This is a genomic window from Pseudarcicella hirudinis (assembly GCF_900115665.1).
GTDB classification, from domain to species: Bacteria; Bacteroidota; Bacteroidia; order Cytophagales; family Spirosomataceae; genus Pseudarcicella; species Pseudarcicella hirudinis.
The window spans coordinates 93,671-117,177 of sequence record NZ_FOXH01000018.1; the positions used below are offsets into that span (position 1 = coordinate 93,671).

The window sequence follows — 23,507 nt, forward strand, 5'->3', positions numbered from 1 at the left end:
CCTATGATTTTCTGGAATTGACCTTTTTTTGCTTGTTTTCTCTTAGGGTTAAAGCTTTAAGTTTCTTTTCCATCTCAATAGGATAGGAAAGCAAATCTCTGATCACCACAGAAGCACAGGCTCCCCCGAATGCTGCGGGAAGATAAGATATGGTACCGTATGCTGATTTTTTGAAATTAGAGCCATCTGTTAACATCAATGACTCGTCTATCATCTTTTCTGTAGAATAGACTGCATTGATTCCGGATGAAATCCCCAGTTTTCTTAACCTTTTTCGTACAAGAGATGCCAGATAACATTCACGCGTAGCAAATAAATCAGCGGTTCTGATTTTGGTCGGATCAAGTTTCCCTCCGGCTCCCATAGAGCTCACAATCTTTAATCCTTTTTTATGAGCAGTCACCAATAAAGTCAGTTTTGGAGTAACAGAATCGATACAATCCATTACATAATCGAAGTTGTCGCTGCTGAGGATTTCTTCTGATGCTTCCGGGGAAAGAAATTTTCTGATAGAATTTAGTTTTAAATCAGGATTGATCGCCAGTAAACGTTCGCTCATCAGATCCGCTTTCGGTTGGCCGTGTGTAGTGGATAATGCAGGTAATTGTCTGTTTCGATTGGAAGGATCCACCACATCTCCGTCAACGATTGTCATTTTTCCAACTCCTGCTCTGCAAATAAATTCGGCTGCAAATGATCCGACACCTCCCAGACCGATAATCAGCACGTGGGAATTTTGTAATTTTTGCAGGCGTTCTTCCCCTATTAATAATTTGGTTCGTCCAAGCCAGGCTAAGTCACTCATTATAATTATTTTTTATGCTAATAAAATCTCAAAAACGCTAAATCTCTTTAATCTCTCCGGTTGTTTCTTTGATTTGGTAGTCGGTTGTCCGGTCAGAATTGGTTGTTAACAACTCTCCCAGAAATCCGGCAAGAAATAACTGTGTTCCGATGATAACGGAAGTTAAAGCCAGATAGAAAAAAGGATGATCCGTAGCATTCCGGTATTTGAGGTTATGGGCAATATCCCACCATTTTTCTCCCAGAATCCAAAAGGCACTGAAACCTCCGGCCAAAATTGCAAGAATACCCATAGTACCGAAAAAGTGCATGGGCCGTTTCCCGAATTTCTGGATAAAAGTAATAGATAATAAATCCAGGAATCCATAGAGAAAACGCTCCAGACCAAATTTGGTAGTGCCGTATTTTCTTGCCTGATGATTCACTACTTTTTCACCGATTTTCGAGAATCCGTTCCAGTTTGCCTGTACAGGAATATAGCGGTGCATTTCTCCGTAAAGACGGATGGTTTTGATAACTTCTTTTTTGTAAGCCTTCAGTCCGCAATTGAAATCATGAAGGTAAACGCCTGATATACTTCTTGTTACGGCGTTGTATAGTTTGGTAGGAATGGTCTTGGAAATCGGGTCGAAACGCTTCTGTTTCCAGCCTGAAACCAGATCAAAATCTTCCTCGGTGATCATTCTGTACAGTTCGGGAATTTCATCCGGACTATCCTGCAAATCCGCGTCCATGGTAATAACCACACGGCCTTCTGCGGCCTTAAAACCAGTATGAAGTGCAGCGGATTTACCGTAATTACGGGAAAAGGATATACCCTTGAAATTTGGATTATTCAGGGAAATCTGTCTGATAACATTCCAGGATTTATCCCGGCTGCCATCATTTACAAAAATGACTTCGTAACTGAATTTATGTTCATCCATTACCTTTGAAATCCAGGTGGCTAGCTCAGGTAATGACTCTTCTTCATTGTATAACGGAACGATTACTGAAATGTCTAACATATTTGTCCCACAGGCTTTTTGCCTGTATTCATTTGAGGAGGAAAAATGGATTTAAAAACCAGATTCTCTAAAAAATCAAATAATAATCTTTCAAAAGATTTTGAAAATCAGTGGTATAAGTTTCGTCCGGATTTTTAATAATCAGGCTCTCTTCCACTAATTTTTCTTCTGAATACTCAAAGGTCGTAATAATTCTGAATATTTTTGAGCTTTCCCGATGACGTATTTTCAATTGCTTCACAGGAAACAAGTCTTTTGCCAGAGCCAGACGGCAAAGTAGTTCGGTTTCATAAACCGGAAGTAAAACTACAAAGCTGCCGGAAGGCTTAAGTTTTGTGCCGACACTTTCCAATAATTCTTCAAAAGACAAAGTTTCTGTATGCAGCGCTTTATTTCTGGAAAGATTGTCGGATTTTAAGTGATTTTGAAAGAAAGGAGGGTTGCTGACAATCAAATCATATTGCCCGGCAGTCGAAAATTTCTGAATCGGCTGGTGAAAAAGCTTAATTTGTTCCCTGAAAATACTTTGATTAATATTTTCAAGGGCCTGTTCAAAAGCATTCTGATCAATCTCAACTGCTGTAATTTCAGCACGGGTTCTTTGGGCCATCATCAGCGATAATAAACCTGTTCCTGCGCCAATGTCCAATATATTTGCAGCTTTCGTAACATTTACACTCGCACCCAAAATACAGGCATCCGTGGTAACCTTCATGGCTGTCAGGTGCTGCTCGATCTTAAATTGTTTGAATTGGAACATGTTATTTTCTACCGTAGTCGGCTGGATTTTCTCCCCAGAATTCGGTTTCCCATTTTAGAATTTTATTGGGATACTTATTATTTTTTAGCCACAGAACGGCCCGGTCCACAAGCTGAAAAAGCTCTTCAGTTCCGGCGTTTCTCTCCAGAGTAGTTTTAATGGCCTTGTTTTTTATCCAGGCAATTGCAGTTTTTGAATCAGAATAAATCGGAAGTTCAGAATTGTGTTTTTGCAGGAATGCCAGGCCATGAACAATAGCCAGAAATTCACCGATATTTACAGTTCCCTCAGGAAAAGGACCCATGGCAAATAATACTCTTTTAGTGCCGGTTTCAACACCCTGATATTCAAGTATTCCCGGGTTTCCTGCGCAGGCAGCATCTACTGAAATGCTTTCCATGACAGGTTTTCCTATGCTGGCTTTTGTTTTAGAAGAACTTTTAACACCATTGGATGAGCTCTGAACAGCCTGCCAGTAATTTCCTTTAAAAGCATTTTCCGCCTCTTTTAAGGTGTTAAAGGATTTATATTGAGCTTTTTCTACCCCTTTTATTAACGCTTCCGCCTCTGTCCAGGAATCAAAAACCCCGGTTTTCGCTCCCTTCCAGATTACGTAATATTTTTGCTTGTTTTTTGCCACTTTCTAAAAATTATGGGCAAAAATAGCTGAATTCTGTCTAAATACACGAGATTTCGACTTTCAAAAGATTGATTTTTGCTTGAACCGGGAGAATTCAGGCTTGCTTTTCCGGATCTTGATCATCATAAACCAAGACTGGTCTTGATAATTTTGATGGAAATGGCAAGAAGTATTACACCGAATACTTTTCTCAGAACATTTGCTCCGGCTTGTCCCAGTTTTCGCTCAATCCATTCCGATGAACGTAAAACCAGATAGATAAAGCCAAGATTCAGTAAAATCCCAATAAGAATATTTTCTTCATCAAACTGTGATTTCAGGGAAAGAATGGTAGTCATGGTTCCGGCACCTGCAATGATAGGGAAGGCTAGCGGAACGATTGAATGTACTTTACTTCCGGAATCCTCGGATTTGAAGATGTTTCGTCCCAGGGTCATTTCCAGACCGATCAGAAATATAATTAAAGCCCCGGCAATGGCGAAGGAATTGACATCAACACCAAATAAACTTAAAATGGATTTTCCAACATAAAGAAAGCCAATCATAATTCCTCCTGAAACCAAAGTGGCATGTCCGGCATGAATATCTCCGGATTTCTTCCTCAAATCAATGATAATGGGAATAGAACCCAGAATATCAATAACGGAGAAAAGAATGATAGAAACAGAGAAAATATGTTTTATGTTAAAGTTCATAAGTTGATGATGTTAGATGATAAAAGGTTTTTTAACTGTAATGATTTAGCCGAGAATCTGAACAAGTGTATTTTTTAATTTTTCAATTTCCAAAAGATCAATCGCCGGGAAGTTGGCGATCCGGAATGTATTGTTTTTCCAGTCTCCATAGCCATTTCCGAGGGTAATTCCGGCAGTTTTTGATTGGTTTTTGATAGTTTTGATAAGCTCTTCATCTCCTTTTACAGCAATTACCGTATCTGAGCGTACCGTATTATTTTCAACTAAAAGACTTGTTTTGAAAGAAGAATTTTCAAAAAAGCTGTACCAGTCATCTGCTTGTTTTCTGATTTTATCCGAAATATATGAAATCTCCTGAATTTCTTCTAAAACTCTGTTTAACAGATAGATATTCAGCACATTGGGCGTGTAGTGTGTCTGGAATTTTGCGAAATTTTCATGAATAAAAAGCAAACTGTTGTAATGTTTGTTTTCTCCGGTTTCTTCTGCTTTTTTCAATGCTTTGGGAGAACAGATCATAATCCCTGCTCCGGCCGGAAGGCCCAGACATTTTTGAACCGAAGTGAACCAGATATCTCCCTGAGTCCAGTCGAAAGTAATCCCAGCCATGGAAGAAGTAGCATCTACCGCAATCAATGATTCCTGATTTTGTGCAATTTTCTGGCGATTTACGAGTACCTGTGTACCATTTGAAGTCTCGTTTTGAGTAATGCAGATCACTTCTGCCTCAGAGCCTGCTGAACGGATTTCCGCAGAAAGGTTTGCAAGGTTTTCGTTAAGCCCAAAGGCATAACCTTTTGCTCCCGGAATCAGTTTTTGCGTATATTCAAACCATTTCTTTCCGAAAGCACCGTTATATACATGGAAACTGTTTTCTTTTACCAATGACTGCGCAATTATTTCCCAGGCTTCCGTAGCTGATGAAATAAAGTAAACAGAATAGTCGGCAGGAATATCTAGTTTTTTGTGCAGCAGATTAATGGTATTCCGAACCATTTCCACACATTCCGGACTCCTGTGATTAACGCTGAGTATGCCGCTTTTGAAAGCATCCTGCATATAATCGCCAATTTGTGAATAAACCTTTGAAGGACCGGGATAAAAAGTAATCATGTGCTGAATCTGATTCAGAAAGCTGAATCCGGCTTTTTAAAATACTATACTACAAGAATGTCTGAATGGCAAAATCATAACCTCTCAGGCCAAAACCAATGATAATACCTTTACAACGATTGCTCAGATAGCTATGATGACGGAAGTCCTCACGGGCATGAACGTTAGAAATATGCACTTCAACTACGGGAGTTTTTACCGCAGAAATCGCATCAGCCAGAGCAATGGATGTATGAGTATATCCCCCGGCATTCAGGACAATTCCATCGTATGAAAAACCTACTTCATGAATTTTATCAATTAATTCCCCTTCATGATTCGACTGGAAATAATACAAATCTACTCCGGTGAATTTATCAGTCAGAACTTCCATGTACTGATCAAAAGTCTGGTAGCCATAAATTTCAGGCTCGCGTTTGCCTAATAAGTTTAAATTCGGGCCATTCAGAATTAAAATTTGCTTACGTGTCATATGCTGGAATAATCTTAAGTTGTCAGGTCTCTTATCGGAAATCTCTGACTGAATTTAAAAACAATTGGTATAAAAACATTAAAAATAAGCTGCTGAATATTTAACCATATTCAGGCGAAACCCGTTCCTGGTCATTCAGGTAATAAAAACAGTTAAAAATTGCTAATTTTAGCAATTAAACCTAAATGCTGATTTTGAATGTTGTGGCAAAGCTATCTAAAAAATTTTAAAAGCTATCTTACTCTTGAACGTTCGTTATCTGAAAATTCGATTGAAGCATATCTGCGGGATGTTCATAAGTTTTGGGAATATCTGGAAATTGCAGGGGAAAATGATGTAACTCCCATCTTGGTAAAAGATTCCGATATTACCGGTTTTTTTGTTTTTCTTACTGAATTAGGGCTGGAACCCACTTCACAGTCCAGAATACTTTCCGGCCTGAAAGCTTTTTTCAAGTATTTACTTTTAGAAGATATCATTGTAGCTGATCCGACCGGATTGATAGCTTCTCCCAAAGTAGGCAGGAAATTGCCGGAAACCTTGTCTTATCCTGAAATTCTGAAAATTTTGGAGGTTATTGATCTGTCAACTCCCGAAGGTACACGTAACCGTGCTATTCTGGAAGTACTTTACAGTTCAGGATTGAGGGTCTCGGAGCTGGTTGAAATGAAATTAACAGAAATGTATTTTGACATTGGTTTTTTGAGGATTTTCGGAAAAGGAGATAAAGTGAGGCTGGTTCCGATAGGAAAAGATGCCATAAAATACGTAGAAATTTACCTGGAACATATCAGAAACCAGCAGGTGGTAAAAAAACAAGCTGAGAACCACGTATTTCTCAATCGAAGAGGAGACAAACTTTCCAGGGTTATGATTTTTATGATTATCAAAGACCTCGCTGCGAAAGCCGGAATACATAAAAGCATCAGTCCGCATACTTTCAGGCATTCTTTTGCTACGCATCTGATTGAAGGTGGAGCGGATTTAAGAGCAGTGCAGGAAATGCTGGGACATGAATCTATTACTACGACAGAGATTTATACACATCTTGACAGAGAATTTCTGCAACAGACCATTACGGATTTTCACCCGAGAAGTAAGAAAAAGCAATAAGAAAATAAGATTGATTCGTTAAGGAAACAAAATAACCTCAACAGCTATGACGCTCAGAAAAAAGGTTTACAGTATTCTGGAAGTAACCAGGGAAAAGAAAAAAGGACTTGCCTGGTTTTTCGATATATTCCTCCTGACGATTATTTCACTTAACACCGTGGCAATTATTCTGCATACTGTTAAAAGTATCCGTCAGGAAACAGATGTCTTTTTCGTCGGTTTTGAAACATTTTCTGTCATCTTCTTCAGTATAGAATATTTACTGAGGGTTTGGGTTTGTGTGGAAAACCCGAAGTTTCAGAACCCTGTCTGGGGAAGACTCCGGTATATGGTTTCTTTTACGGCAATTATCGACTTCCTGGCGATTTTCCCGTTTTATGTCTCTCATTTTACCACAGGTTCAGGATTAATCAGAATCCTGCGGCTATTCAGAATCTTCAGATTGTTCAAATTTACCCGTTATATACATGCATTACGGGTTTTTGAAAATGTTTTCCGGGAAAAGCGGGAAGAATTAATACTGAGTTTTGTACTGATGCTTTTTATGCTGATTATTTCCTCTTCTATTATGTTTTATGTAGAACATGATGCACAGCCTAAAGTGTTTTCAAGCATTCCTGCTACACTTTGGTGGGGTGTTTCTACAATTACTACGGTGGGTTATGGTGATACGTTTCCTATTACGCCGCTTGGGAAATTCTTTGCCGGAGTAATTGCTGTTTCCGGTGTGGTTATGATTGCCCTGCCTACGGGTATTCTGACTTCAGGATTCTCAGAACACATCAGTTCAAGGAGAAAGGAGACTCATCCTCATAAATTTTGTCCTCATTGTGGAAAAGAAATAGAAAAACATACCTGATCTGTGTAATTCTGAATGATACTTTGCGACTAATTACCTAATACTAATTATCTTATTATTTTATTCCCGACGGTTATAGAAAAGCAATTTGTTCAATTAATCAATCAGCACCAGGGCATTGTACACAAAGTGTGTGGAATGTACAGGAGAGATATTGACGACAGGAAAGATTTATTCCAGGAAATTGTTATTCAGTTGTGGAAAGCATTCCCGAATTTCAGACAGGAAGCTAAAGTTTCTACCTGGATTTATCAGATTGCTTTAAATGTAGCTATTTCTGACTGGAGAAAAGAAAACAGAAGACCTGAGAAAACGGGTATTTCAGAAAGTATTTTCAATTTAACTGAAATTCCGGCTGATGATGCTCAGGAGGAAAAACTCCAGCTTTTGTATCATGCAATAGCTCAGTTGTCGGATGTTGAAAAAGGGATGCTGGTTTTGTACTTTGAAGAAAAGAATAATGAGGAGATTGCTGAAATTCTCGGGATTACCCAGAATTATGTCAGAGTAAAGATGACCCGGATCAGAGAGAAATTGAAGAGTTTAATGGTTCCTTCTGAAAAATAAATAAAATGTTGAAATGTATCTGACTTTGGAAAAAACAGATCTTGCTATAACTGTAAAATATGGAGCTTGAAAACTTAAAATCACTTTGGCAAACGATATCTGAAGACAGAATTGCTTCGGAAAGAGTTGACGATCAGGTGCTTTTGCAAATGGTTCGCCGTAAATCAAAGACTGCGCTCGACAGAATAAGGACCAATCTGATTCTGGAAGGAGTTGTGGGTGTTCTGGCTTCCCTGGTAATGCTCTGGCTTTGTTTTTACCCGGGTTTTTCTGCTGAGATTAAATGGATCAACGGTTTTTTTCTGATGATATTTAGTGTATTTATGCTGTACTTTTTCAAAAGCCTGTCCCTGAATCTTCAATTAAATACTGAAACCGGACAATTGCGTGAAGGTTTGAAATCAATCATTATACAGTTAAAATCGTATTTAAAGTTATACCGTACCATTAATTATCAGATAACACCTTTTGCCTTTATTTATGGAGGCTGGGTTGGTATTTGTCTGGCAGAAATCCACAGAGGCGAGACCGATCTGATAGACCCTGGTAATTTTATGCTTTGGGGGTATCTGGCAATTTTGGCTGTTTTGGCAATAATCGGAACATATTTTACCAAAAAATACATTAACTGGTGGATTAAAACACTTTATGAGGTTCATTTACAAAAACTGGAAAATGCGTTGGCTGAACTGGATGAATAAGCCAGACGAGTAACCACATAGTCACATAGAGAACATAGAGATTGTAACTACATAGGTATATAGAAAACATAGGATTTGTAACCACATAGTCACATAGAGAACATAGAGATTGTAACTACATAGGCATATAGAAAACTACTAAACATATTTATTTTATGACAAGTCCGATTAAATTTTTTACCATTGCATTAGTTATAAGTTTTCTTTATTTCAGCAAGATTTATGCACAGAAGGCTGAGGAAAAATCTTTGTTATGGGAAGTCTCCGGAAACGGATTAAAGCAGCCATCATATTTGTACGGGACTTTTCATATGCTTTGTCCGAATGATTTTAAAATTGATGAATCTTTGAAAAAAAAGCTGGAAAATAGCGGACAATTGTATCTGGAAATTGATTTTGATGATTTTGCAGGAATGATGAAACTACAGGAAATGGTTGCCTTTAAAGATGAAAAAACAATAAAAGATTTCCTGAAAGCGAAGGATTATGAAAAGTTAAAACAATTCTTTAAAGATTCGCTCAAAACAAATCTGGACCAGGTAGGGAAAAGCAGACCGTTTTTCTTACAGGCCTTGATTTATCAGAAAATGATGAAATGTCCTGTCGTAGTTCCGGAAATGGTTTTTATGTCCGAAATTTTGAAGCAAAAGAAGGAAGTAAAAGGGTTGGAACCTGTTGAGGCGCAGATGCATGTGGTTGAAGAATTGGGAGATAAGAAAATGGCCGAAATTCTGGTAGAAGAAGTGGCTGAATTTGAGAAAAATAAGCAGCTTTTCGAGAAAATGCTAACTATTTACCGGGCACATGATTTAGAGAAACTACTACAATTTGTTTCGGAATCTCCTGAATACAAAGGATTTACAGAAGTTTTGCTGAACGATAGAAACAAAAGCTGGATTCCGGTTATTGAGAAGGCCGTCACAGAAAAACCTACTTTTTTTGCCTTCGGAGCAGGGCACCTGGCAGGGGAAGAAGGTGTCATTGCCTTACTCCGTAAAAAAGGCTTCACCGTAAAAGCGATTAATTAGAGAACCAGATGACATTGCAAATCAAAAAGTCCAATGTATCCTATATTTCTATATGATTACAAAAAACCTATGTTTTCTATATGTCTATGTGGTTACAAATTCTATGTTTTCTATATGCCTATGTGGTTGCAATCTCTATGTTCCCTATATGTCTATGTGGTTACAAGGTAATCTCATAAAAGCATAAGTGAAGAGGAGTAAGTTTTGTTATCTTTGACAAAATTTCGCTCCTCTTATCATGACAAACCTAAAAATCAGTCAAATCTTTATATATCCTGTTAAATCATTAGCTGGCATTAGCGTAGAAGAAGCTACTGTAACCCCCAGAGGTCTTGAGTACGATCGTCGCTGGTTATTGATTGATGAAAACGGCCGTTTTCTTTCCCAGAGAGAGCATCCCCAAATGGCTCTTTTACAAACGCATCTTGAAGAAAATTTCCTTAAAATTACCCATAAAGCCAAAGAGGTTGAACCGCTTTATATTCCGCTTTCAGAAGATGGATACGCCGGGAAAGAACTGGTAAAGGCTCAGGTTTGGGATGATGAAATCGATTCTTTGCTTTTTAATAAAGAAGCAGACGATTGGTTCAGTACTCAGCTTAATATTCCCTGTCGTTTGGTTTATATGCCTGAAAAATCAAAAAGAAAAGTGGATGAAAGGTATATGATTTCAGAAGATGATATAACCTCATTCTCTGACGGTTACCCGGTTCTTCTGATTGGGCAGAGTTCTTTGGATGATTTAAATAAACGTTTGTCAGAGTCTGTTCAGATTAATCGCTTCAGGCCGAATTTAGTCTATACAGGAGGGCAGCCGTATGAAGAAGAGAGCTGGTATAATTTTTCAGCAGGAAATACTTCATTCTTTGGTGTAAAACCTTGCAGTCGTTGTATTATGGTAACGGTAGATCCTGAAAAAGGGGAACGTTCGGGAAAAGATCCGCTTTATACACTTTCTACCTATAGAAAAATACATAATAAAGTTCTTTTCGGACAAAATCTGATTCCTGCTGATACCGGAAAAATTGCTTTGGGAGATTCTATTGAAGTAAAGGAAATCAGAGAATGGACAGGCCCGAGAAAATAACGGGTTCCGGGATGTAAGTTTTATAAAACAACAGATTACTATTTTGAGAAAAGCCCTGAATATTGCCCATTATCTGAGTCTGGATGTAGTTGCCGGGGCTGTTGCGCATTACCTCATGTTCAGCCGACTACCGACCGGAAATACCCCGGTCGTATGGTTGCCGGGTGTAATTCTGGCCTCGACTGTCTGGATGATTTATGTGCTTGACAGACTGCTGGATAATCTTAAAGATACCCAGGTGCCTACTTTGAGACATCAGTTTTATGCCAGACATAATTTGTTGGCCTGGGGAATTGTAGGAATTTGCGGCCTTTTTTCAGCGGTTTCAGCCTTTTTCCTTTCCTGGTCGGTTATCGTCTTCGGACTGATCGTCGCTTTTTTATCGGGTCTTTATCTTTTTATCGTAGGCTGGATCGGAGGAAACCGCCTGATTCATCAATATAAGGAGCCTTTTACTGCAATGATTTATACGGCCGGAGTATGGGGAAGTGCTGCTTCGGTTGACTGGGCAAGTTTTCACCGCCCTGTTGAGTGGATTCTGGCTGTAATGCTTTGGCTGGTAACCTTTCAGAATTTGCTTTTGTTTTCCAATTTTGAGCAGAAAGCATTTCCGGAAGCAATAACAATGGCGAAAACCTGGGGTACTAAAAATACAGACAGAATCGTGCAATTGATAACTTTGCTGATGATTCTGTTGGTAATTCTGGCCTCTTTTTGGACAAAATATCCATATCAGTATCTCGTACTTTCAATTGAAGTAGGAGTAAGTATCGTACAATTCTGGATTTGTACCTATGGCTCAAGCGAACGTTACCGCTGGCTGGGAGAATGTGCGTTTATTTTACCGGGAATTGCGCTTTTCTGGCATTAGCGCATAGCCTGATTTAAATATGCCGGCACTTCATTAAATAACAGACCTTAATAAATGAATAGTTATGGAAAATCAAGTACCTGAAGGGCAGCAGAAAATTAAAAAAAGTCCTTACGTTGCACTTCAATATCCTGAATTCAGAGCTTATATGATGGGAAATTCTTTATTTACCATGGCTTTATTGATGCAGGAAGTGGTTTTGGGTTATGAAGTATATAAAATTTCACATGATCCGCTTGCACTCGGACTCATTGGTCTTGCAGAAGCCCTGCCTTATATTTCTCTGGCACTTTTTGGAGGGCATGTCGCCGACAGAAGAGATAAAAAGACCATCATGCTTATCAGTCTGCTGGTAATTATTTCCGGTTCTGTCATTCTCATCTGGGCAACTAATCCCATTTCGGGACTGAGTAAGGAAATGATGCTGACCGTGATATATTTTGTCATATTTCTGATTGGTTTAGCCAAAGGCTTTTTCAGCCCTGCGGCTTCTTCTCTTAATCCGTTTCTGGTGCCTAAAGAAGTGTTTGCCAACGCTGCAACCTGGTCAAGTTCATTTTGGCAGTTTGGTGCAATTGTAGGCCCGGGCGTAGCAGGTTTTCTGTATGCATACCTCGGACTGACTCACACATTGTGGATCGTTACCGGATTACTGATTATGGTGATGATTCTGATTTCTTTCATCAGTAAAAGACCGGTTATTATTCCTGAAAAAGCAGATATGACACTTTGGGAAAGTTTGAAAGAAGGAATCGTTTATGTATTTAAAACCAAAATTATTCTTTACTCGATCTCTCTTGATTTGTTTTCCGTATTATTCGGAGGAGTAATTGCCATTTTGCCGATTTTTGCTGAAGATATCCTCAAAGTAGGAGCAGAGGGGCTGGGTATACTCAGAGCCGCACCATCAATAGGAGCACTTGTTACGATGGTATTTATGGTTTACTTCCCGCCGACAGACAATGCCTGGAGGAACCTGTTAATGGCTGTGGCGGGCTTTGGCATTGCTACCATTATATTTGCACTGTCAACATTCTTTTGGCTGTCTGCTGCTGCACTATTTCTTACAGGAGCATTTGACAGTGTAAGCGTAATTGTACGTCAGACAGTACTGAGACATTTTACTCCGGACGAAATGCGCGGGCGGGTTTCGGCAGTAAACGGAATATTTGTAAGCTCTTCCAACGAAATCGGAGCATTCGAATCCGGTTTATTAGCGAAAATATTCGGCACAGTACCTTCCGTTTTGCTGGGAGGAGCTGTCACAATTTCTATAGTTTCACTGGTGTGGATCAGGTCGAAAGAATTGTTTAAGTTGAAAATTAACTGAGAATCCCCGTTTTTTCAAATAATCAGAAGCAATGCGATAAGATTTAGAACCTTGTCGCATTGCTTTTTTTTGAGATAAAATATATTTTCAAATAATTTTCCGAAAAAAAACTATTCAAATAGTTGTAAAACTAAAAAATTAGTTTAATCTTTAAAATAAGAAACAGGGCAGCAAAAAATTAAAAAGCTATATGCAAATGGTAGAAAAAGAATTAACCAGAGCCGAAGAGCAGATTATGAAAGTTATGTGGCAGTTAGATAAATGTTTTGTGAAAGATATCATAGAACAATTGCCGGATCCCAAGCCAGCTTACAACACGGTTTCCACTATTGTGAGAATCCTGGAAACAAAAGGGTTTGTAGATCATAAAGCTTATGGCAAAACACACGAATATTTCCCCATAATTACCAAAGAACAATACAGTTCTTTCGCCACAGAGAAATTGGTGGAAGGATACTTCGAGAACTCTTTTTCAAGCCTTTTTTCCTTCTTCTCGCAAAAAGGAAAAATTGATGTCAAAGAAGCAGATGAAATCCTGAAAATGATCAATGAAATGAAAGCGGAGTAACAGGGAGCGGCGGTTAAAGACATTCTGATAGTTCTACACCCGAATATCAAAATCGGGAATTTTTAAAAGTTAAAGATTTATCTTTTCGTTTACCGGATTTTATTTTCAACACCAACTTAATACTATGGCCGAAGTAACCGCATCCGACAAGTCCTCAGAGGGCAAAAAGCGTAGTAAAAAACAAACCACTAAAATCGACATGACCCCAATGGTCGATCTGGGTTTTTTGCTGATTACATTTTTTATGCTTACCACTACACTCAGTAAACCGGTTATCATGAAACTCAACATGCCGTTTGATGATGGCACTACGTCTGTGGTTCCTGAATCCGGATCATTGACTGTTATTTTAGGCAAAGCCGACAGGATTTATTATTACCAGGGCCTGTCAGATGATCCGGATACAAGAGTTCAGACGACAGATTTTTCACCGGAAGGTATTAGAAAATTACTTTTTAATTTTAAAGAAAAGATAGGTGATGCCTTTACAATAGTGGTTAAATCTACAGAAAATGCTAAGTACAGAAACATGGTGGATTTATTGGATGAATTTACCATTACCAATAATAAACACTATGGCATCGTTACTATTACTGAGAAAGATAAACAGTTGTTATCCAGATCAGTAACTGATTATTAGAACTTTAAGCAAAACCCGGATACTATGAACTGGCTCCACTATCTTCTGCAAGTGAACCTTTATTTGGTTTTATTTTATGCATTCTACAGAATCGCTTTGAATGAGGAAACCTTTTTTAACCTGAACCGTGCTTATTTAATCGCAGCCGCAGCTTTTTCCTTCTTCATTCCGCTTATGCAGTCGGAGTGGATCAGAGGATGGTTTGTTTCTTCAAAAGTACATGAAACGCTTTATGAAGTCTATAATCCGCAAATCATCTACCAGCGATCTGAGTCATTACCGAGTTTTTATGTTTCCTGGGGAGAATTGCTTGCTTTCATATACATTACAGGGGTACTGATAGGAATTGCAAAATTCAGTTTAAATGTTGCCTATCTTGGAAAGCTGATGCGGGGAAAACTGATCGGAGAACAATCTGAACGTGCCTTTTCATTCTTTAATTTTCTGTTTGTTTCTCAGGATATGAAAGGCCGGAACACAGTGCTTGAACATGAAAAAGTACATATTCGTCAATTGCATTCTGCTGACGTACTTTTATTTGAACTGATAACTATTTTCAACTGGTTTAATCCTGTTACTTTTTTCTACAAAAGATCAATAAAATGTATTCATGAGTACATTGCAGATGATATAGCCAGTCGCCATGAAAATACAAGGAATGATTATGCCATGCTTTTGTTTAGTCAGCAGTTTGGTGTACAGACCGTTCCTTTAACGAATGATTTTTTCAATGAATCGCTTCTGAAACAGCGTATTAAAATGCTCATGAAGGATCGTTCGGAAGAAAGATCTCTGTTAAAATATGGCTTTATTGCTCCGCTTTTCCTGCTTATGATTGTATTGTCCTCTTCAACTATGGGAAGCAGGCAGATTTCAAAAATGGAAAGGAATATCGGGAAAATGACAGGTTATCGCATAGAAGTTTTGCCTTCAGAAACTGTCAAGCCGGCAAGTAAGGTGCTGGCGGAATCGGGAGTGCATTTAACCAGAGGAATGATGATCAGTGCCGATCTGGCAGAGGAATTAGTAAATGAAGAAAATAACCGGCGTCAGGGGATCTATGATGCCGTGGACAATCAGGCAGAATTTCCCGGTGGCAGAAGAGCTTTTAGCGAATTTTTGCAGGAAAATATTGAATATCCCTCAGAAGCCATTCGTGCTAAAACCGGAGGCAAAGTTTACATAGCCTTTGTGGTAAATACAGACGGAAGTACTCAGGATTTCAAGGTTATAAAAGGTTTAGGATATGGATTGGAGCAGGAAGCCCTCAGAGTTTTAAAACTGATTCCTAGATGGATTCCCGGCATACAAAAAGGTAAAGTGGTAAGAAGTAAGTTTGTCGTTCCGATCAATTTTGTCCCGGCCAGGACCTGATTTAAGAAAAACAAATGAGTACAACAGACGAAAGCCTGTGATCGGCTGAAAAATTTCTGAAAAATCCCTGTAAAAAGGGATTTTTTTAGAAATTTAATAACTAAAAAATTAGTTTTAAAATTAATCTTATAGTTCAACTTTAGACAAAACTTAACATGGAAAATCCGAAACCCAATCAAACTTTAGAAGATATAATCTTCATGAACAGAAACCGGAGTTATGGTGCGTATTCTTTAAGGAGAGATTATCACGACAGGATATTGAAGGCCCTGATTTTAGGTATTGTCATTTTTGTGCTGGCTATTGTTTCTCCTTTGATTTTTGCAGAGGATAAGGGCGGGCATAAAGAAACGATTGTAGATATTCATATGCAGGAATATGCAATTCCTCCTGAAAAAAAGATAGAGCTTCCCAAACAGATTCCTCTGGTTAACCAGGTTCCACCCGTAGCGGTTAAAACGCAGAAATTCAATGATTTTGAAATAATGCCTGATGATAAAGTGGAGGAACTGCCCCCTACTCAGGATGAACTCTCAAAGTCTGATGTGGTCATTGGTTCTGTTAACATAGAAGCGGAGGCTGGTCTGGAAGCTGTAATTGACCCTGATGCCTCTACCGGAGTAGATAAAAAAGTGGATATTCCTGTAGAGGTGGAAGTAGTAGAAAAACCATTTTTGCATGTAGAAATTATGCCGGAATATCAGGGAGGGCTGACTGAATTGTCCAGATTTCTGCAGAAAAACCTCAGGTATCCCGGCAGAGCGGTAGATGCCGGAATAGGGGGGAAAGTTTACATGACCTTTATTGTTGGTAAAAGCGGAGAAATCTATAATGTGGAAGTATTGAAAGGATTAGGATTTGGCTGTGATGAAGAGGCGATGAGGGTAATAAAACTAATGAAAAGGTGGATTCCAGGAAAACAATCAAATATACCGGTTGCAGTGAAGTTCACCCTACCCATTACGTTTCAGTTAAATTAATGGAAGTAAAGTGAAATGGGGGAAGGTCTTGCCTTCCCTTATTTTATTTACGAAGATCTGAGACTTTCCAGTGCTTTTTTATCTTCCAGCTTCTGATGGCATTTCTCAAGTCTGTTCAGCAATTCCTTGCGCATTTGCACCATTTGCAATACTTCTTCGACTTTTTCCGAATATTTCAGATTGGCAAAAAACAGGGAAGGAAACAGTTTGTAACTGATTTCTTCAGTTTCTAACCCTTTTTTGCCCTTTTTCCCAAAGGTAATCTGGATGGTTGGAAAATGAACATCCTTGAGATCAGGGGCTTTTTCTGAACCAAAGCGAAGGTCATGGATTTCATCCAGAGAGAAACTTTTCTGATCAATTACTGTTGCACCAAGGGTTTGAACCTGTACAAGATGTTTGTCTGTAATGGCAAGATATGAGGCCCTTTTTTGTTTAAAAACTTCTCCGACAGAAGCTCTGAATTGTTGCCAGCCTGATAGCTCAACGTATTGTGTGGAAACCAAAGCTTTTACGGGATCGCTGATAGAGGAGGTAATATGGGTAAAAGACTGTAAAACAGGAAAATGGTTCATAAGTAACGCAGTGATTAAAATATCTTAAAGATGATCTATGGATTAATTTTTTATTAACGGTAAATATCCTGATAAATTTCAGAACAGAACAATTCTGCTAAATAAGTACTACCCGGTCAGGTTTCCAAACCTGAGGAATGATTTGAGAAAAAATATATGTTTTAAAGAGAATTACCATTCTGATTGAATGACTGAAAACAGAATTTTTATGACATTTTTGTAAAAAAGCTTTAAGAATCATCTTTTTCACCTCTCATTTTCCTCTATAAAATGCTGGTTTATTCTTTCGTAATACCGGATTCATTTTAGCCGGAATTGAGTAAATGCACTTAACTCAAGGTAACCTTACAGACCGATTTTTGTAAAGTCTAAAGGTTGAATATGATTTATTAAAGAATTTTAAAATTTATTAATTTGATTGTTAGGTAGTTATGTATATTTTTTTTGAATATTTGTTATATTTAATCAGGAAGAGCATATAATTTCTTAATATAAAAATTTCAAAAATTTAATCATTTACCATTATGACGCTTGTAAAACAATTCTTAAAGTCAAAACCAGTTTGTAAGGTTACATTTGCTGTTCCGGCTGAAGCTGTAACAGGAGCAAAATCTGTTAGTTTAGTGGGAGAATTTAATGATTGGAATCCGGAGACTCTGCCTTTGAAAAAACAGAAAGATGGTTCATTTAAGACAGTAGTTGAGTTGGAAACAGGAAAAGAATTTCAATTTCGTTATTTGATTGATAATGATGTCTGGACAAATGATTCGTCTGCTGACAAATATGTGCCAAGCGGAATTTCTGTTGAAGAAAATTCCGTAGTAGTTCTTTAATCAAAACTTTCTTCAGCTTAAGCCTGATTGCCAGGCTTAAGCTATATTTTGGGAGAATTTAAACCTTGATGATTATTTTCTTCTGATACATAATCCAAAGGATTATCAGCCAGATGATTACAAATGTAACGGCTCCTGCGAGAGAGGCATTTTTGGGTTCGGTGAAAAAAGGTACAATCCATGATTCATAGAGCCAGGTTTTGATACCCGTTTCTTCGCCGTCCGGCATTTTAACTTTAATCATATTCATTACTCTGGGAATCAGCCCTGAGAGGAAGAATACTGTAATGGCATTTACTCCGTAAACAACAAAAGGTCTTGTCCAGATTCTGAGTCCTTTTATATCGATTACCCAATATAAAACGGCAAGAAAAGAAAGTGCCCATCCTGAAGTCCAGCACACAAAAGAGCTGGTCCACAATGATTTATTAATAGGAAATCCAATCATATTCCAGATAAATCCGATCATTATTCCTAAAAAACCGAATCCTAACATCCAAAGCACTTTTTTATCAGTATTAATGCCTTTGCGTTGTAACCACTGACCTGTAAGTACGCCTGAAAGTCCTGTTCCGATGGCAGGAAGAGAACTTAATAAGCCTTCCGGATCCCAGACTCTGACGGCTTTATAAAGGTGTGCTGTACCCAGAACTATCCGATCCAGCCAGGCTCCCAGATTAGATTCAGGTTCGAGATTTGCAGCTCCCGCATCAGGTACAGGGATTTGCGTCATGATAAACCAATACCCGGCCAGAATGGCAATCATAAGGAAAATCTGAGTCCTTTTGGAAGTAACGAGAAATAAGATTGAACAGATCAGGAAAACCAGAGAGATTCTTTGTAAAACACCCATGATTCTCACTACTGAAAAATCGAATCGCGGAAAAAGTGAAAGAAATAAGCCTAAACCAAAAAGTTTGAGACTTCTTTGAAAGATCTTTGAAATGGTCTGATAGTCAGGTTTTTTATGCTGGAAGGCAAAAGGAATAGCTACTCCTACGATGAATAGAAAAAATGGGAAAACCAGATCAGTTGGAGTACATCCATTCCATTCTGCATGTTCTAAAGGCGCATAAATGTGTCCCCAATCGCCTGGATTGTTGACTAAAATCATCATCATGACGGTCATTCCGCGGAATACATCAAGAGAGAGTAAACGTTGATTCATTAGGTTGGTTAAGATTTTTATCCGAAATTAAAAAAAAGCCTGATTGATAAAAATCCGCAGTAAAAATAATTCCGCTGAATTGAAATTTAATCTTTAAAAACCAATCTAAAGTTTTTGAATAAACTGAATAATACCTTCCGTTAGTTTGGCTGACAAAGGAAATTCCTCACTTTTGATCTCTTGTTGCCGGATCTGGTTTTCGTCTTTTAACGAATGAGTCATTGCCTCTATCGGTAAATATTCTGCGTCGGGTTTAGCCTTTGAAAGTGCCAGACCTTCAGTTTCACCAACCTGCTGGTCCGATTTCCCCTGAACAATTAAGGTTGGAATATTTACTTTCCGGATTTCTTCTGTCGGAGTATATTTTAGCCAGGAAATGATATAAGGCTGGACAGATGGCCTGAAAAGAGAGAAAATGAGCATATTTTGCATAATCTTCGGAATTTTTTCTCCTTGTCTTAATTTGCTGAAATATTTTTCTGTCTCTTTTTTTACAGAATCGGGAATAGGCTGCGTGGCAATCTGGGTATTAATGATTTCATCGATTCTTCTTGCCGGGCCTGCCATTGAAATATAAGCATCAGCCTTCGCTTTTTGCAAAGCCAGCATCCCGATCAGAGAGCCTTCAGAGTGGCCTGCAATGATAATTTTGGAAAAACGTTTGTCTTTTCTTAGAGTATCAATAAACTGTGCCGCATCATCTACATATGTTTCAAAGGTCAGATCAGCTTCACGTAAACCTGCCCCTGAACTTTTAGCAACTCCTCTCTTATCATAGCGGAGTGAGGCGATTCCGTTTTCTGCGAGTTTTTCGGCCAGTAATTTATAGCTATTGCTTTTATCTGCCATAGGATTGTTCCCGTCCCTGTCTGTAGGTCCGGATCCGGCAATGATAAGCACAATAGGAAATGCACCTGAAACAGAGGGAGTTAAGATTGTTCCTTCAAGAGATCCCTTGTTTTGTTTCAGCACGATATTCTGGGTAGAGGTCTGTGAAAAATTAAGGAAAGAAATGAGGAAAAGGTAGGTTGACAGAATGAGTTTTTTCATAAATTTAAAATAATTTGAGATTTAAAGGATAATATTCTACTGCACTGTCACTTATAGCAAATTCTTATAAATCAGGTCAAATTAAAACAATTTACGCATTTTTTGGAAAAACAAGTCCAAAAACCGGAATGAAAACAAGTCCGGTTTCCTATTCCCGACCCATTATTTAAATAAGTTATAGTAAAGATTTAGTTACCAGATATTCATTTTCCCGTCTGTAGGAAGGAATAATTTAAATTTTATACCGATAACTCATATTTAACAATTTACTCCTTTAACGTCATGTCAAAAACCAGAACTCCCTGGTTGATAGCGCTTTTACTATGGATGGCTGCTTCAACCTATTGGCACACCTGTAAAATTAAAGAGCTGTGTGATGCTCCGGTTACACTTCCCGTGAATGAAGAGACGGCCTCGGTGAAAATCCCGCCTCTGAAAATTGAAGATGGCAATGCTCTTCTGCTTACTTCAGAAACGAATTTTGCACATGAAAAATCAAAAGAAACAGTAGCTTTTGAACCGCTTCAAAACCAGCTGGACTCTTTGGTAAGTTATCTCAAAGCAAATCCTTCCAAGAAACTTAACCTGACCGGATATTATGCTTCTTCAGAAACCAATCCTACGAAATATGAAAATTTAGGGATTGCCAGAGCAGAGTTTCTGAAAGATCATCTGGTTAAAATGGGATTACCTGCTGATAGAATTACAACCGAAGGTAAACTTAATGATTCAATTGAGTGGAATCCTGCGGGTACTACTTATGGTCTGCTTGATTTCGGCTTTACAGATGCCGGGAAATCAACGGAAGAAAATCTTGCACAAAAACAGAAATTCGAATCTGTTTTCAAACCAATGGATCTTTATTTCCAGACAGGAAGTCTTTCATATATTAAAACACCGGCAAATGCGCAGTTTTTAAAAGAGGCTAAGCAATTTTTGCAGGAACATCCTGACAAAAAACTTTTACTTACCGGACATACAGATAATGTTGGTTCGGAAGAAAGTAACCTGAAATTGTCGAAAAAACGGGCCGAAGAATTGAAAAGTCTGTTTGCCAAATCAGGAATAAGTCCAGATCAGTTACTGACAGATGCTAAGGGGGAAAGTTCGCCTAAAGCGACTAATGATACACCTGAAGGACGAAAAGAAAACAGAAGGGTTGCGATTGTAATTCAATAAAATCACACAGAAAATTGATTTTCGCAGAATCTGATTAAAAAACTTAAACTTTCAAAATGTAAAGATATGTTTCAACTAAATCCACTCGAAAACCCGAATGCCTGGTGGCAGCATCTTCTTATGCTGGCTGTTTCAGCTCTTCTGGGTTATATTATTGGCTATCGCAAAAGCGAAATTGAAGCTGCTGAAAATGAACTGGCATTGTTAGATGCAAAACTTGATGATTGCCTGAAGAGTAAAATAGTCATGAAAACGACTGTAACTCCACAAGCCTGGGTATATGATGATCTGAAAAAGATTGAAGGAATCGGTGAAAAGATCGAGACGCTTCTGCATAATTCAGGAATCAGAACTTTTGCAGATTTATCTATGACTGATCCGGATCACATTCTGGAAATTCTTAAATCTGCTGGCCCGAGATTCCAGATGCATAACCCTTCTACCTGGCCAAAACAGGCCGAATTGGCTCATACGGGTCAGTGGGAGAAGTTGAAAGCCTGGCAGGAAGTGCTGAATAAGGGAATCTGACCAAGCCGGTACTGATTTTCGAAAAGCATAATAAACGAATCTTAAACTGACAAAACTTCACACGATATGGATCCATTAAATAAATCGGTGGCAATTAGTGAAATATTAATTCTGCTTATCATTTCTGCCATTATCGGATATGCAATAGGCAGAATTATCCTTAAAAATAAATTAAACGGCTTAAGAGCCCTTATTGCTGAAAAAGAGCTGGAATTGAAACAATGTCTGGCACAAAAGCCGGTTTCTCTTACCGGATCTGCTTCAAATCTGACAACTTTTCAGGATGAAAGATCGGATGATTTGAAAAAGATAGAGGGAATAGGTACCAAAATAGAAGACTTGTTAAATGAAGCCGGAATTAAAAACTTTGCCAGATTGTCTATTACTACGGTTGACAGGCTTAATGAGGTTCTTAAAGCAGCCGGGCCGAGATTTCAGATGCATGACCCAACCACCTGGCCAGCACAGGCTAAACTTGCTGCAGAAGGAAGATGGGAGGAACTTAAGAAATGGCAGGATGAACTTAATGCAGGAAAAGAATCCTGATTAATGAGAAAAAAAATGGTGGCAAATTTCGCTTTTGCCACCATTTTTAATTTATGCAATCCCGGAAGGTCAGAACTGACTAAATATCTGATTGACGATATGCTTCAATGAGTTTCATTTCTCCTTCTTTTCCTTTGAAAGCATTGCCATGTTCCATACCTAAAACACCGGTATAACCTTTTTGAGCGATGTGCTTGAACAGGTTTTTATAATTTACTTCTCCGGTAGTTGGCTCATTTCTACCTGGTTCATCACCAATCTGGAAATAGGCTATTTCTTCCCAGCACCAATCCATATTCTGAGTCATTCTGCCTTCGTTACGCTGCATGTGCCACATATCGAAAAGAATTTTACAGGCCGGACTGTTTACGGCCTTACAAATCATGAAAGTCTGGTCTGAATTCCGGAGAAAAAGATCCGGTGTATCACTTAATGGTTCCAAAACCATAGTAAGACCATGTGGTTCAAGAATTTCAGCACCTCTGCGCAATGATTCGATAACATTGGAGGTTTGAATCCCCATAGGAATACGACGATCATAATTTCCCGGTACAACGGTCATCCATTTCGCATTACATCTTTTTGCAGTTTCCACAGCTCCTTTACAACTTGCCAGGAATTTATCTCTCCAGCCTTTGTCTCCTGAAGTTAAGGAAGTACTTAAAGGCCAATTGTCAAAACCAACTACAAAAACGCCCATTGTCATATCTAACTTAGCCATGGTTTCCCCGATTTTGGTTTGAAGTTCAGGGCTTTTGCCCATCATTCCGTTATCTTCCAATGCTCTGAAACCCATTTCGTGCATAAATTTCAACTGGTCAATTTCATCTTTTCCGGCTGAATTAGCAAACATACCAAAGTGCGGGGCGTATTTTAATTTAAAAGGGGCATTTGCAGAAGTTTTTGTTTCTGAGGCCATTGCAAGCGGAGCGCTTAAAGTTGCCAAACCAGCTGAGGCCATGAGGTTTTTAGTGAAATCTCTTCTTTGCATAGTTATTTGTTTTGATGTGGAATGGAGG

27 protein-coding genes are annotated in these 23,507 nt (G+C 38.5%); 16 read left to right on the top strand and 11 right to left on the bottom strand.

What is annotated here, in order from left to right; genetic code table 11:
* Nucleotide 1: 1 nt before the first annotated feature.
* The 7 genes from BM179_RS22585 to aroQ all read right to left on the bottom strand — a co-directional run bounded on the left by BM179_RS22585 (nt 2) and on the right by aroQ (nt 5,491).
* Nucleotides 2–805 carry a tRNA threonylcarbamoyladenosine dehydratase gene (locus tag BM179_RS22585; RefSeq protein WP_092019443.1) on the bottom strand — a complete coding sequence of 268 codons (804 nt, stop codon included), beginning with the start codon at nt 803–805 and terminating at the stop codon, nt 2–4.
* A gap of 37 nt (nt 806–842) precedes the next feature.
* A complete protein-coding gene (locus BM179_RS22590; protein WP_092019444.1) occupies nt 843–1,811 on the bottom strand; it encodes a glycosyltransferase family 2 protein in 969 nt (322 codons plus the stop codon).
* A 67-nt stretch (nt 1,812–1,878) separates the two neighbouring features.
* Nucleotides 1,879–2,571 carry a tRNA1(Val) (adenine(37)-N6)-methyltransferase gene (locus tag BM179_RS22595; protein ID WP_092019445.1) on the bottom strand — a complete coding sequence of 231 codons (693 nt, stop codon included), beginning with the start codon at nt 2,569–2,571 and terminating at the stop codon, nt 1,879–1,881.
* Nucleotide 2,572: 1 nt separating this feature from the next.
* Nucleotides 2,573–3,211, bottom strand: coding sequence for a ribonuclease H1 domain-containing protein (locus BM179_RS22600; RefSeq protein ID WP_092019446.1), 639 nt, complete (start codon nt 3,209–3,211; stop codon nt 2,573–2,575).
* Nucleotides 3,212–3,333: 122 nt separating this feature from the next.
* Nucleotides 3,334–3,906, bottom strand: a complete 573-nt coding sequence (locus BM179_RS22605) for a MarC family protein (protein ID WP_092019447.1) — start codon at nt 3,904–3,906, stop codon at nt 3,334–3,336.
* A 45-nt stretch (nt 3,907–3,951) separates the two neighbouring features.
* Nucleotides 3,952–5,019 (bottom strand): aminotransferase class V-fold PLP-dependent enzyme, encoded by a 1,068-nt coding sequence (locus BM179_RS22610; protein WP_092019448.1) that lies wholly within the window; start codon nt 5,017–5,019, stop codon nt 3,952–3,954.
* A 49-nt stretch (nt 5,020–5,068) separates the two neighbouring features.
* Complete coding sequence (gene aroQ, locus BM179_RS22615; protein ID WP_092019449.1) at nt 5,069–5,491, bottom strand: type II 3-dehydroquinate dehydratase; 423 nt, start codon at nt 5,489–5,491, stop codon at nt 5,069–5,071.
* A 201-nt stretch (nt 5,492–5,692) separates the two neighbouring features.
* On the opposite strand from aroQ, the gene xerD reads away from it, so the two are divergent.
* The 12 genes from xerD to BM179_RS22675 all read left to right on the top strand — a co-directional run bounded on the left by xerD (nt 5,693) and on the right by BM179_RS22675 (nt 16,609).
* Nucleotides 5,693–6,604, top strand: a complete 912-nt coding sequence (gene xerD, locus BM179_RS22620; RefSeq protein ID WP_092019484.1) for a site-specific tyrosine recombinase XerD — start codon at nt 5,693–5,695, stop codon at nt 6,602–6,604.
* Between the two features lie 46 nt (nt 6,605–6,650).
* Nucleotides 6,651–7,463 (top strand): ion transporter, encoded by an 813-nt coding sequence (locus tag BM179_RS22625; RefSeq protein WP_092019450.1) that lies wholly within the window; start codon nt 6,651–6,653, stop codon nt 7,461–7,463.
* 99 nt (nt 7,464–7,562) lie between these two features.
* On the top strand, nt 7,563–8,030 hold the full coding sequence (locus BM179_RS22630) for an RNA polymerase sigma factor (RefSeq protein WP_262503441.1): 468 nt from the start codon (nt 7,563–7,565) through the stop codon (nt 8,028–8,030).
* 59 nt (nt 8,031–8,089) lie between these two features.
* Nucleotides 8,090–8,731, top strand: a complete 642-nt coding sequence (locus BM179_RS22635; RefSeq protein ID WP_092019452.1) for a hypothetical protein — start codon at nt 8,090–8,092, stop codon at nt 8,729–8,731.
* 155 nt (nt 8,732–8,886) lie between these two features.
* Nucleotides 8,887–9,759: a TraB/GumN family protein gene (locus tag BM179_RS22640; protein ID WP_092019453.1), complete on the top strand. Its 873-nt coding sequence runs from the start codon at nt 8,887–8,889 to the stop codon at nt 9,757–9,759.
* A 238-nt stretch (nt 9,760–9,997) separates the two neighbouring features.
* On the top strand, nt 9,998–10,846 hold the full coding sequence (locus BM179_RS22645) for an MOSC domain-containing protein (RefSeq protein WP_092019454.1): 849 nt from the start codon (nt 9,998–10,000) through the stop codon (nt 10,844–10,846).
* A gap of 43 nt (nt 10,847–10,889) precedes the next feature.
* Nucleotides 10,890–11,717, top strand: a complete 828-nt coding sequence (locus tag BM179_RS22650) for a UbiA prenyltransferase family protein (protein ID WP_092019455.1) — start codon at nt 10,890–10,892, stop codon at nt 11,715–11,717.
* Between the two features lie 64 nt (nt 11,718–11,781).
* Nucleotides 11,782–13,047: an MFS transporter gene (locus BM179_RS22655; RefSeq protein ID WP_092019456.1), complete on the top strand. Its 1,266-nt coding sequence runs from the start codon at nt 11,782–11,784 to the stop codon at nt 13,045–13,047.
* Between the two features lie 196 nt (nt 13,048–13,243).
* Nucleotides 13,244–13,615, top strand: coding sequence for a BlaI/MecI/CopY family transcriptional regulator (locus BM179_RS22660; RefSeq protein WP_092019485.1), 372 nt, complete (start codon nt 13,244–13,246; stop codon nt 13,613–13,615).
* Between the two features lie 124 nt (nt 13,616–13,739).
* Complete coding sequence (locus tag BM179_RS22665) at nt 13,740–14,255, top strand: ExbD/TolR family protein (protein WP_092019457.1); 516 nt, start codon at nt 13,740–13,742, stop codon at nt 14,253–14,255.
* A 24-nt stretch (nt 14,256–14,279) separates the two neighbouring features.
* The gene (locus tag BM179_RS22670; protein WP_092019458.1) at nt 14,280–15,629 is read left to right on the top strand and encodes a M56 family metallopeptidase; all 1,350 of its coding nucleotides are present in this window, start codon (nt 14,280–14,282) and stop codon (nt 15,627–15,629) included.
* A gap of 155 nt (nt 15,630–15,784) precedes the next feature.
* Nucleotides 15,785–16,609 (top strand): energy transducer TonB, encoded by an 825-nt coding sequence (locus BM179_RS22675; RefSeq protein WP_092019459.1) that lies wholly within the window; start codon nt 15,785–15,787, stop codon nt 16,607–16,609.
* 47 nt (nt 16,610–16,656) lie between these two features.
* On the opposite strand, the gene BM179_RS22680 is transcribed toward BM179_RS22675, so the two are convergent.
* On the bottom strand, nt 16,657–17,184 hold the full coding sequence (locus tag BM179_RS22680; protein ID WP_092019460.1) for a hypothetical protein: 528 nt from the start codon (nt 17,182–17,184) through the stop codon (nt 16,657–16,659).
* Nucleotides 17,185–17,708: 524 nt separating this feature from the next.
* Between BM179_RS22680 and BM179_RS22685 the strand changes: the two genes are divergently transcribed.
* The gene (locus BM179_RS22685) at nt 17,709–18,017 is read left to right on the top strand and encodes an isoamylase early set domain-containing protein (RefSeq protein ID WP_092019461.1); all 309 of its coding nucleotides are present in this window, start codon (nt 17,709–17,711) and stop codon (nt 18,015–18,017) included.
* Between the two features lie 58 nt (nt 18,018–18,075).
* Here the strand turns inward: BM179_RS22685 and BM179_RS22690 are convergent, their stop codons facing one another.
* Together BM179_RS22690 and BM179_RS22695 are read right to left on the bottom strand one after the other, a co-directional pair.
* A complete protein-coding gene (locus tag BM179_RS22690; protein WP_092019462.1) occupies nt 18,076–19,185 on the bottom strand; it encodes an acyltransferase family protein in 1,110 nt (369 codons plus the stop codon).
* Nucleotides 19,186–19,290: 105 nt separating this feature from the next.
* A complete protein-coding gene (locus BM179_RS22695; protein ID WP_092019463.1) occupies nt 19,291–20,235 on the bottom strand; it encodes an alpha/beta hydrolase in 945 nt (314 codons plus the stop codon).
* Between the two features lie 282 nt (nt 20,236–20,517).
* Between BM179_RS22695 and BM179_RS22700 the strand changes: the two genes are divergently transcribed.
* The 3 genes from BM179_RS22700 to BM179_RS22710 all read left to right on the top strand — a co-directional run bounded on the left by BM179_RS22700 (nt 20,518) and on the right by BM179_RS22710 (nt 22,488).
* Nucleotides 20,518–21,414 (top strand): OmpA family protein, encoded by an 897-nt coding sequence (locus tag BM179_RS22700; protein WP_092019464.1) that lies wholly within the window; start codon nt 20,518–20,520, stop codon nt 21,412–21,414.
* Between the two features lie 66 nt (nt 21,415–21,480).
* On the top strand, nt 21,481–21,942 hold the full coding sequence (locus tag BM179_RS22705) for a helix-hairpin-helix domain-containing protein (protein WP_092019465.1): 462 nt from the start codon (nt 21,481–21,483) through the stop codon (nt 21,940–21,942).
* A gap of 66 nt (nt 21,943–22,008) precedes the next feature.
* Nucleotides 22,009–22,488 (top strand): helix-hairpin-helix domain-containing protein, encoded by a 480-nt coding sequence (locus tag BM179_RS22710; protein WP_092019466.1) that lies wholly within the window; start codon nt 22,009–22,011, stop codon nt 22,486–22,488.
* Between the two features lie 79 nt (nt 22,489–22,567).
* On the opposite strand, the gene BM179_RS22715 is transcribed toward BM179_RS22710, so the two are convergent.
* A complete protein-coding gene (locus BM179_RS22715) occupies nt 22,568–23,479 on the bottom strand; it encodes a hydroxypyruvate isomerase family protein (protein WP_092019467.1) in 912 nt (303 codons plus the stop codon).
* Nucleotides 23,480–23,507: the final 28 nt, after the last annotated feature.

Bases quoted from the DNA above. Each gene is read 5' to 3' on its own strand.
- BM179_RS22640 (WP_092019453.1), top strand. From the start codon at position 8,887: ATGACAAGTCCGATTAAATTTTTTACCATTGCATTAGTTATAAGTTTT.
- BM179_RS22605 (WP_092019447.1), bottom strand. From the start codon at position 3,906: ATGAACTTTAACATAAAACATATTTTCTCTGTTTCTATCATTCTTTTC.
- BM179_RS22705 (WP_092019465.1), top strand. From the start codon at position 21,481: ATGTTTCAACTAAATCCACTCGAAAACCCGAATGCCTGGTGGCAGCAT.
- BM179_RS22590 (WP_092019444.1), bottom strand. From the start codon at position 1,811: ATGTTAGACATTTCAGTAATCGTTCCGTTATACAATGAAGAAGAGTCA.
- BM179_RS22665 (WP_092019457.1), top strand. From the start codon at position 13,740: ATGGCCGAAGTAACCGCATCCGACAAGTCCTCAGAGGGCAAAAAGCGT.
- BM179_RS22585 (WP_092019443.1), bottom strand. From the start codon at position 805: ATGAGTGACTTAGCCTGGCTTGGACGAACCAAATTATTAATAGGGGAA.
- BM179_RS22690 (WP_092019462.1), bottom strand. From the start codon at position 19,185: ATGAATCAACGTTTACTCTCTCTTGATGTATTCCGCGGAATGACCGTC.
- BM179_RS22660 (WP_092019485.1), top strand. From the start codon at position 13,244: ATGGTAGAAAAAGAATTAACCAGAGCCGAAGAGCAGATTATGAAAGTT.
- BM179_RS22680 (WP_092019460.1), bottom strand. From the start codon at position 17,184: ATGAACCATTTTCCTGTTTTACAGTCTTTTACCCATATTACCTCCTCT.
- BM179_RS22700 (WP_092019464.1), top strand. From the start codon at position 20,518: ATGTCAAAAACCAGAACTCCCTGGTTGATAGCGCTTTTACTATGGATG.
- BM179_RS22655 (WP_092019456.1), top strand. From the start codon at position 11,782: ATGGAAAATCAAGTACCTGAAGGGCAGCAGAAAATTAAAAAAAGTCCT.
- BM179_RS22645 (WP_092019454.1), top strand. From the start codon at position 9,998: ATGACAAACCTAAAAATCAGTCAAATCTTTATATATCCTGTTAAATCA.
- BM179_RS22635 (WP_092019452.1), top strand. From the start codon at position 8,090: ATGGAGCTTGAAAACTTAAAATCACTTTGGCAAACGATATCTGAAGAC.
- BM179_RS22675 (WP_092019459.1), top strand. From the start codon at position 15,785: ATGGAAAATCCGAAACCCAATCAAACTTTAGAAGATATAATCTTCATG.
- BM179_RS22610 (WP_092019448.1), bottom strand. From the start codon at position 5,019: ATGATTACTTTTTATCCCGGTCCTTCAAAGGTTTATTCACAAATTGGC.
- BM179_RS22715 (WP_092019467.1), bottom strand. From the start codon at position 23,479: ATGCAAAGAAGAGATTTCACTAAAAACCTCATGGCCTCAGCTGGTTTG.
- BM179_RS22670 (WP_092019458.1), top strand. From the start codon at position 14,280: ATGAACTGGCTCCACTATCTTCTGCAAGTGAACCTTTATTTGGTTTTA.
- BM179_RS22595 (WP_092019445.1), bottom strand. From the start codon at position 2,571: ATGTTCCAATTCAAACAATTTAAGATCGAGCAGCACCTGACAGCCATG.
- aroQ (WP_092019449.1), bottom strand. From the start codon at position 5,491: ATGACACGTAAGCAAATTTTAATTCTGAATGGCCCGAATTTAAACTTA.
- BM179_RS22625 (WP_092019450.1), top strand. From the start codon at position 6,651: ATGACGCTCAGAAAAAAGGTTTACAGTATTCTGGAAGTAACCAGGGAA.
- BM179_RS22710 (WP_092019466.1), top strand. From the start codon at position 22,009: ATGGATCCATTAAATAAATCGGTGGCAATTAGTGAAATATTAATTCTG.
- BM179_RS22685 (WP_092019461.1), top strand. From the start codon at position 17,709: ATGACGCTTGTAAAACAATTCTTAAAGTCAAAACCAGTTTGTAAGGTT.
- BM179_RS22695 (WP_092019463.1), bottom strand. From the start codon at position 20,235: ATGAAAAAACTCATTCTGTCAACCTACCTTTTCCTCATTTCTTTCCTT.